Source organism: Nocardia sp. NPDC050799 (assembly GCF_040654015.1).
Lineage (GTDB): Bacteria > Actinomycetota > Actinomycetes > Mycobacteriales > Mycobacteriaceae > Nocardia.
In genome coordinates this window covers 1-6,901 of sequence record NZ_JBFAHF010000078.1, presented here as the reverse complement: position 1 = coordinate 6,901, position 6,901 = coordinate 1, and the positions used below count along the sequence as shown (strand labels likewise).

The following is a 6,901-nucleotide window of genomic DNA, read 5'->3' as shown; positions in this document are numbered from 1 at the left end:
GACTCCTCCGACACGACAATCCTTTCCGCTGAAGCAGGCCGCCTCAGCTTGTCGGATCACCGCCCCGCCCACAAGATCGCTGACAGTCCCCCGCACCGCTCGGTGAGTTCGAGCAGGCTTTCGGCACCTGGGCGCGCCCACTGCGGGTGCGCCCAGCTCTGCGCATAGTGGCGCGCATAATCAGGAGTTGGTTCGATTCCCGAATTCCACTCGCGTAGCCGTGGGTCGGTGTGGATCGGTAGGTTCCATTGCTGGGCGGCAGGTTCGAGGGTTTGGACCGCGCGCAGGTAAGGGCTTGATTTGACCACGCTGGGGTCGAGATCGGCGAGGGAACCGGCGAGCTGGTTCGCCTGTGCCCTGCCCGTCTCGGTCAACGACCGCCGGTACTCGTCGGGTCCGTTCGGTGTGGGTGGGACAGGCTGAGCGTGCCGCACCAGGAAGATCGTGGACCTCACGGGTGAAGTTTGCAGCATTCTGTTGCAGCGTATGAGTCGAGCGCTCCGTCGAATCCCACCCTTGGCACTCAGTGCAGGCCGTCAACACTGTCCAACAACTGATGCATTCTTGAACAGTCGCGCGTTTCATCATCGCTGCTCAGCGATGTTTTACTGCCGATCCATGTCCATAAGTGCCCCTTTTATGGGCATAGTCCCACGTCCGGCATTCGGGTGTCGGGTTATGGCTCAGGCCGGGGAGCGGCGGGTCGGTAGTCTGTTGGCCCCGGCAGTGCTCGCGGTGCCCCCGCTGGACAGGGCACTTCTCAGGTGTGTCGCGCCATGGGAATCGGCCTGCTCCGGGGGCACGGACCTGAGTCCTGTGCTGTTAAAGAGTTGCGGGTGACGGCTGCGGTGGGCACAGTGTCGGCTTGTGTTGGGTACCGAAGTCAAGGTGCGTGTGTCCGGTGGTGTGTTGTCGGGGGTGGACTTCGGAGGCGAGGGCCCTGGAGTGCTGTTGGTGCACGGAAGCGGCCACAACTGTGTGGCGTGGTCGGAGGTGGCGTCGTATCTCGTGGCGCACTGCCGTGTGGTGGCGTTCGATCTTCGCGGCCACGGGCACACGGAGGCCGATTCTCGAACACCCGAGCAGTACTGGCGTGATCTCGGCGAGGTGGTAGTCGCGCTGGGATGGGATCGGCCGGTATTGGTGGGGCATTCCACCGGTGGATACGCCGTAACGGCAGCGACAGCTGCCGGAGTTGTCGATTCGGGGGCGCTGTGCGTGATCGACGGCCTCGTGCTCGATGATCGCGAGACAACGGCGCTCGACAACGCGCAATGGCGAGAGCCCGAGGCGGCCCAGCGGTTGCGGGAGATGTTCCGTTACGGATGGCGTGCCGACGAACGCCGGATGCTCGACTACATCGAGCAGTGCGCGCGGGAGACCGATACAGATTGGCTCATCGCCGGCGCCCGTCCAGAGTTGGTGCGAGAGGTCATGCGCCGCTGCTTCATTGCCCGCCCGGACGGTGGGTATGTGCGGCGCCCGACCGTGGAAGAGATCGCGCTGACCGCGGTACCGGACCCCGAAGCAGCTGTATATCCGAGTGTGGATGTGTACGAGCGGATCGAGTGCCCGATGACGATCGTGCTGCCCACGGACGGCTTCTACGCGCCGCGCTCCGCCGAGGTTCGCGCAGTCGTCCGAGCCGGGCACGATCGACGGTTGGTCGACATCGACGCCGGACACAACGTGCCGATGACCCGGCCCGCCGAACTCGCCGCGATCATCGTCGACCTGGTACACCGGGTCGCCGCTGCTACCGAATGACCGAGCCGAGAAAGGACCATCGATGACACACAATGCCGACAGTCGACTCATCCAGGAGTTTCCGGTGGCCGACGCCGCGGCGGGCCCATACGGCATCACCACGGGAGCCGACGGCGCGCTCTGGATCACGCTGGCGCAGAGCGGCGAAATCGCCCGCCTGACCGTCGACGGTGTGCTCGACCGGTATTCGGTCGGCGCAGCCGGATCCCGACCGACGGTCATCGCCGCCGGCGTGGACGACGCCTTGTGGTTCACCCGATCCGGTGACGACCACATCGGGCGTATCACCACCGATGGTGTCGTGACGGCGTTCGGCCTGCCGGCGGGCAGCAGCCCGTTCGGGATCTGCGCCGGTCCGGACGAGGCCATGTGGTTCACCGAGATGAACACCGACCGCATCGGCCGCATCACCCCCGACGGACAGATCGCCCACATCGACCTCCCCGTCCGGGGCGGATTCCCGTCCATGATCACCCGCGGGCCCGACGGCGCACTGTGGTTCACCCTCAACCAAGCCGGCGCCATCGGACGTATCGACCTCGACGGCAACATCACCCAGTACCCACTGCCCGATCCAGGCGCGCCGGTAGGGATAACGTGTGGTCCGGACGCCGTATGGTTCGTCGATATCGCCGCCGGCCGGATCGGCCGCCTCGAGCCCGATGGCACGATGAAGCTGTTCCCGTTGCCCGACCCCGCGGCGAAACCACACGCCATCACCGCGACGGCCGCCGGTGAGTGCTGGTTCACCGAATGGGGAGCCAACCGCCTCGGACGGATCAGCTCCGCCGGCGATATCACCGAATACGATCTGCCCACACCGGCATCCGAACCACACGGCATCACCATGGGCCCCGACGGCGCGGTGTGGACGGCACTGGAAATCGGAGCAGTCGCCCACGTCGCGCCGTGACCCAGGAGACTGCCACAGGGCGCCCGTGCTCGGCGGCTTCCGAAACCACGGTGGGCAGTACGCAGCCACGCGTGCGCCTACCGAACAGGCGCGACAAACTCACCACCCGGCGGGCTGCACTCACAGCGTTTGTCCATCAATTGATGCATTGTTGAACGGGGAATCGCGGCATCATCGCTGGTAGTCGATGTTTACCGGCCGCCGGGTGTCCAGAATGCTCCGTTTTGTGAACGCCTGCTGGCTTGCTCGAGTTCTGGTTCGTTCATCCGGATACGGCAGTCAGATCGAGGCGGGCCAAGCGGTCACGATCGGAAAGGATATCGATCGCGGTGATGCGGCCGCCGGCGACGGTGAAACCGATGACGGAGAAGGGAGCGTCGTCGACGGTGTTGACCAGTCCTGCGTGGCCGTTGACGAGGGCGGGGTGGATGGTGCAGAGGGTGACCATGCGCTGGAATGTTTCGGCTTGGCCGGCGACGGCGGCCGCGCCGCGGATCACACGCATCGCCGCGCCGGCGTCGGCGCGCAGCACCACGTCGGGGTCGAGCAGGCGGAGTAGTTCGTCGAAGTCGCCGCCGCGGGCGGCGGTGAGGAAGGCGTCGACGACGCGGCGTTGCCTGAGCAGGTCCGGATTCGGGTCCGGGTTGGTCCCCTGGACTCGGCGCCGGGCCTGGCTGGCGAGTTTCTTGGCGGTTTGCGGGGTGCGGTCGACGATGGGGGCGATCTGTTCGTAGGGCAGGGCGAACATGTCGTGCAGGACGAAGGCGAGGCGTTCGGCCGGGCTCAGCGATTCCAGCACGATCAGTAAGGCCAGGCCTACCGAGTCGGCGAGCAGCGCTTGGTGTGCCGGGTCGGGGGTGGATTCGCTGGTGATGACCGGGTCGGGCAGGTGGTCGGTTTCCAGTGGTTCTTCGCCGCGGGTTTTGCGGGTGCGCAGCATGTCCAGGCAGACCCGTCCGACGACGGTGGTCAGCCAGCCGCCGAGGTTGCCGACGTCGGTGGTGTCGGTGCGGGCCGGTCGTAGCCACGCTTCTTGTACTGCGTCGTCGGCGTCGGTGAGCGAGCCGAGCATCCGGTAGGCGACCGCCCGCAGGTGGGTGCGGTGTGCCTCGAATTCTTCGGCCAGGAACTGCTCGTCGTGCACGGGATCCTCCTCGATCTCGTCCCGTACCGATGACGAATGGGCGGCGGGAAACGTGACCTACAAATCTTCGCCGGTTCTTCCCGCCGCCGGCTCATGGCCGCGTTGCCCCCGGCACGGCCATCTGTTCGCCGGAAGCGGACCCGATGGGTGTCGGAGTCGTCTTCCTGGTATCTACCTGCTCTTTTCCGTGCTGCGGTCACGTTTTCCCGCCGCCGTCCGTCAGTGCACCAGACCACCGACCGCGGCGGCTTTCGGAACTGAACGCCGCCGCCGTGTAAGCCGTCTCGGCTGCTATGGAGAGGAACAACATTGTGAACGCGATCGAAGTACACGGCACCGTCGCCAGCGGATACGAGGAAGTGCGCGACGAGTTCGCCGCAGTCGTCGCCGCGGAGGACGGGGAATCAGAGGCCCAGCTGGCCGCGTTCGTGCGAGGCCGGAAAGTGGTGGACCTGTGGGCGGGCCGGGAGGTCACCAGCACCACGCTGACCGGTCTGCACTCGACGACCAAAGGCGCCGCCGGTCTGGTGGTGGCACTGCTCATCCAAGACGGTGCCCTCGATGTGGACCGGCAGGTCGCCCACTACTGGCCACGGTTCGCCGCGGCGGGCAAGGAGCGCATCACCGTGCGCGACGTGCTGGTGCACCGGTCCGGGATCGTCGGGGTCGACGGCGGGTTCACCGTCGCCGAACTCGCCGATGAGCAGGTCGTCGCCGAACGATTGGTCGGGCAGCGGCCCTTCTTCGAACCGGGTTCGATACACGGCTACGGCGGGTTCGTCACCTACGCCATCGTCGGCGAGGTGGTGCGGGCAGCGACCGGCAGCACCATCCAGGAGCTGTTCGAGCACCGTATCCGGGCCCCCTACGGGCTCGATGTCTACCTCGGCCTGCCCGCCGAACTCGACCACCGATACCTGCCGATCCTGCCGTGGCGAGCGAACCCGGAAATGGAAGCAGCCTTCGCCGCCAACTCACCGGCCCCGCACAGCATCGCGGGAATCTCCTACAACCTCAACGCCCGCGGCTTCACCGCCGCCAACGTCATGGCACTACCCAACGACACCACCTTGCGCCGCCGCGGCCAAGGTTCGGCCGGCGGCGTCGGCAGCGCGAACGGCGTGGCAGCGATGTACGCGGCGGCCACCACCGGCATCGACGGCCGGGAACCGCTGCTGTCCCTGGACACCATCGCCACCATCTCCGCCATCCATTCCAGCGGTCCGGATCTGGTGCGCGGGGACCGCGCCCCCTACACGCTGGGATTCGAAGCCAAAAGCCTGCTGTATCCGTTCCTCGGCGCCCACGCCTTCGGACACACCGGCTCCGCGGGCTCGGACGGATTCGCCGACCCGCACAGCGGCCTCGCCTACGGCTATACCCGCCGCCGCGCCGCCTTCGCCTTCAACGCCCCCGAGAACGCGCGGCTCGCCGCCGCCGTGTACCGCGCCGCCACCGCAACCGGTCTCGCCTCGGCCGCCTGACCCACTGCACCGGCCGACCTTTCACTTCAGGAGCAGCACACATGTCTACTCGCACCACGTCGATGATCTCCCGCGGCCTGAAACTCGCCCGCTGGGTTCCCGTGACCGCCGTGCTCGCCGAAACCGCCGTAGGCGCCTACTGGGACCTGGCCCGGATCTCCTACGTCCGCGACTCTTTCGATTACCTCGGATACCCCATGTACTTCGCCACCATCCTCGGCATCGCCAAAACCGCCGCACTCGCCACGATCCTGACCCCCGGCCACCCGCAAACCAAGGAATGGGCCTACGCCGGACTCGTCTTCGTCTACGGCGGCGCCGCCACCTCACACCTGGCCGCCGGCGACGGACCCGACAAGTGGGCGATGCCACTATTCTTCGCCGCCGCCACCTTCGCCGCCCGCGCCTGGCTGCCCCAAGGCGGCTCCACCACCGCCACCCTGCGTGGCCTCGCCGGCACTCGCCGCACTCAGCCCGCCTGACCCGCTCGAACCAATTACAGGCCCACCAAGAGAAGAGATAAGGAAATCCAAGAGATGAACGCGAACACCAGCACCGTGCAGCGCAGCGGCTCCCGCCTGCCCAACCCCCAGCAGCTCGTCCCCGAACTCAGCGAGATCGGGGCGGCGCTGTTCAAAGCCACCGGCAACGGGACAATCCCGCGGACCACGATCGGTTTGTTCCAACTACGTGCCGGCCAGATCGTCGCCAGCACCTACCTCGCCATCCTGCACGCAGGCAACCTACGCACCGCCGGGGAATCCGAGGAGCGGATCGCCGCGGTAGCGACCTGGCGCGACGCCCCCTACTTCACCGAGCCCGAACGCGCCGCACTCGCGCTGCCTCATCGGAGTCGCGATCATCATGTACGCCTCACGCACCACCTGACTCAACTCATATAGGTGTCCACAAAAGGGGGATTAATGGACGTATCGCCGAGGGGTGAACATCGCTGAACGGCGATAATGTCTCTCCAATTGTTCAAAAATGCATCGGTTTACGGACAGGTGATCAGGGGAGACGAAGGCCGCGTCTTGGCTCGGGGGGCGCGTTCCGCTCATTAAGGGGTGAGCCCGCATTGGGGCCTGCTCTCCGCGGGCCGGCGTTCCACTGGACTCGGCGCGTTTCGCATCTTGTCGGCGGCTCGTGCCTCGGTCCCGGTGACCTCGGCAACAGCGTCACTGGCGCGGCTGCTGGCCTTCCTCGATGTCTCCAGAGAGTTTGCCCGCTGCCTGGCGGGCGGCGTCCACGGCATCTTCTGCGATCTGTTTGATCACTTCGCGCGGCGATTTTTCCATGGCTCCTTCGAACGTTTTCACGTGGCAGCTCGACGCGAGACGACGCCAATGAATTTCCCAGGGCAGCACGACTCTCCCGAGGTGCACGTACGTGTCGCCAGGTGTGGCCGACAGAGCGGAAGTCGTATCCGTGGCGGGGTTCGAAGCTGCGCCCTTCGTCGCGATCCGGACTACGGCGGAGGGACAGCATTTATCGGTTCGCCGCGAGCGCGGTGGCGATTACTTCCGCGCTGTCGGCGTGCAGAGCCTGGGCCGCGGACTTACCCGTCGCCGCGAGGTAGGCGTCGACCAACCT

The 6,901-nt window shown here is 66.4% G+C and carries 8 protein-coding genes; 5 read left to right on the top strand and 3 right to left on the bottom strand.

What is annotated here, in order from left to right; all coding sequences use genetic code 11:
* Positions 1-56: 56 nt before the first annotated feature.
* On the bottom strand, positions 57-455 hold the full coding sequence (locus AB0H42_RS35200; protein WP_357064095.1) for a histidine phosphatase family protein: 399 nt from the start codon (positions 453-455) through the stop codon (positions 57-59).
* Between the two features lie 412 nt (positions 456-867).
* Here AB0H42_RS35200 and AB0H42_RS35195 point away from each other — a divergent pair, with 412 nt between their 5' ends.
* Together AB0H42_RS35195 and AB0H42_RS35190 are read left to right on the top strand one after the other, a co-directional pair.
* Positions 868-1,767 (top strand): alpha/beta hydrolase, encoded by a 900-nt coding sequence (locus AB0H42_RS35195; protein WP_357064093.1) that lies wholly within the window; start codon positions 868-870, stop codon positions 1,765-1,767.
* Between the two features lie 22 nt (positions 1,768-1,789).
* Positions 1,790-2,680: a virginiamycin B lyase gene (locus AB0H42_RS35190; protein ID WP_357064090.1), complete on the top strand. Its 891-nt coding sequence runs from the start codon at positions 1,790-1,792 to the stop codon at positions 2,678-2,680.
* Between the two features lie 262 nt (positions 2,681-2,942).
* Here the strand turns inward: AB0H42_RS35190 and AB0H42_RS35185 are convergent, their stop codons facing one another.
* Positions 2,943-3,824, bottom strand: coding sequence for a sigma-70 family RNA polymerase sigma factor (locus AB0H42_RS35185; protein ID WP_357064088.1), 882 nt, complete (start codon positions 3,822-3,824; stop codon positions 2,943-2,945).
* A 311-nt stretch (positions 3,825-4,135) separates the two neighbouring features.
* Between AB0H42_RS35185 and AB0H42_RS35180 the strand changes: the two genes are divergently transcribed.
* The 3 genes from AB0H42_RS35180 to AB0H42_RS35170 are packed head-to-tail and all read left to right on the top strand — an operon-like array spanning position 4,136 to position 6,210.
* Positions 4,136-5,308: a serine hydrolase domain-containing protein gene (locus AB0H42_RS35180; RefSeq protein WP_357064086.1), complete on the top strand. Its 1,173-nt coding sequence runs from the start codon at positions 4,136-4,138 to the stop codon at positions 5,306-5,308.
* 41 nt (positions 5,309-5,349) lie between these two features.
* Positions 5,350-5,790, top strand: a complete 441-nt coding sequence (locus AB0H42_RS35175) for a DoxX family protein (RefSeq protein ID WP_357064084.1) — start codon at positions 5,350-5,352, stop codon at positions 5,788-5,790.
* A 54-nt stretch (positions 5,791-5,844) separates the two neighbouring features.
* Complete coding sequence (locus tag AB0H42_RS35170) at positions 5,845-6,210, top strand: carboxymuconolactone decarboxylase family protein (RefSeq protein ID WP_357064081.1); 366 nt, start codon at positions 5,845-5,847, stop codon at positions 6,208-6,210.
* Positions 6,211-6,486: 276 nt separating this feature from the next.
* Here the strand turns inward: AB0H42_RS35170 and AB0H42_RS35165 are convergent, their stop codons facing one another.
* The gene (locus AB0H42_RS35165; RefSeq protein ID WP_357064079.1) at positions 6,487-6,675 is read right to left on the bottom strand and encodes a hypothetical protein; all 189 of its coding nucleotides are present in this window, start codon (positions 6,673-6,675) and stop codon (positions 6,487-6,489) included.
* Between the last annotated feature and the right edge of the window lie 226 nt (positions 6,676-6,901).

Coding starts and splice junctions, on each gene's coding strand:
- AB0H42_RS35175 (WP_357064084.1), top strand. CDS start 5,350: ATGTCTACTCGCACCACGTCGATGATCTCCCGCGGCCTGAAACTCGCC.
- AB0H42_RS35190 (WP_357064090.1), top strand. CDS start 1,790: ATGACACACAATGCCGACAGTCGACTCATCCAGGAGTTTCCGGTGGCC.
- AB0H42_RS35170 (WP_357064081.1), top strand. CDS start 5,845: ATGAACGCGAACACCAGCACCGTGCAGCGCAGCGGCTCCCGCCTGCCC.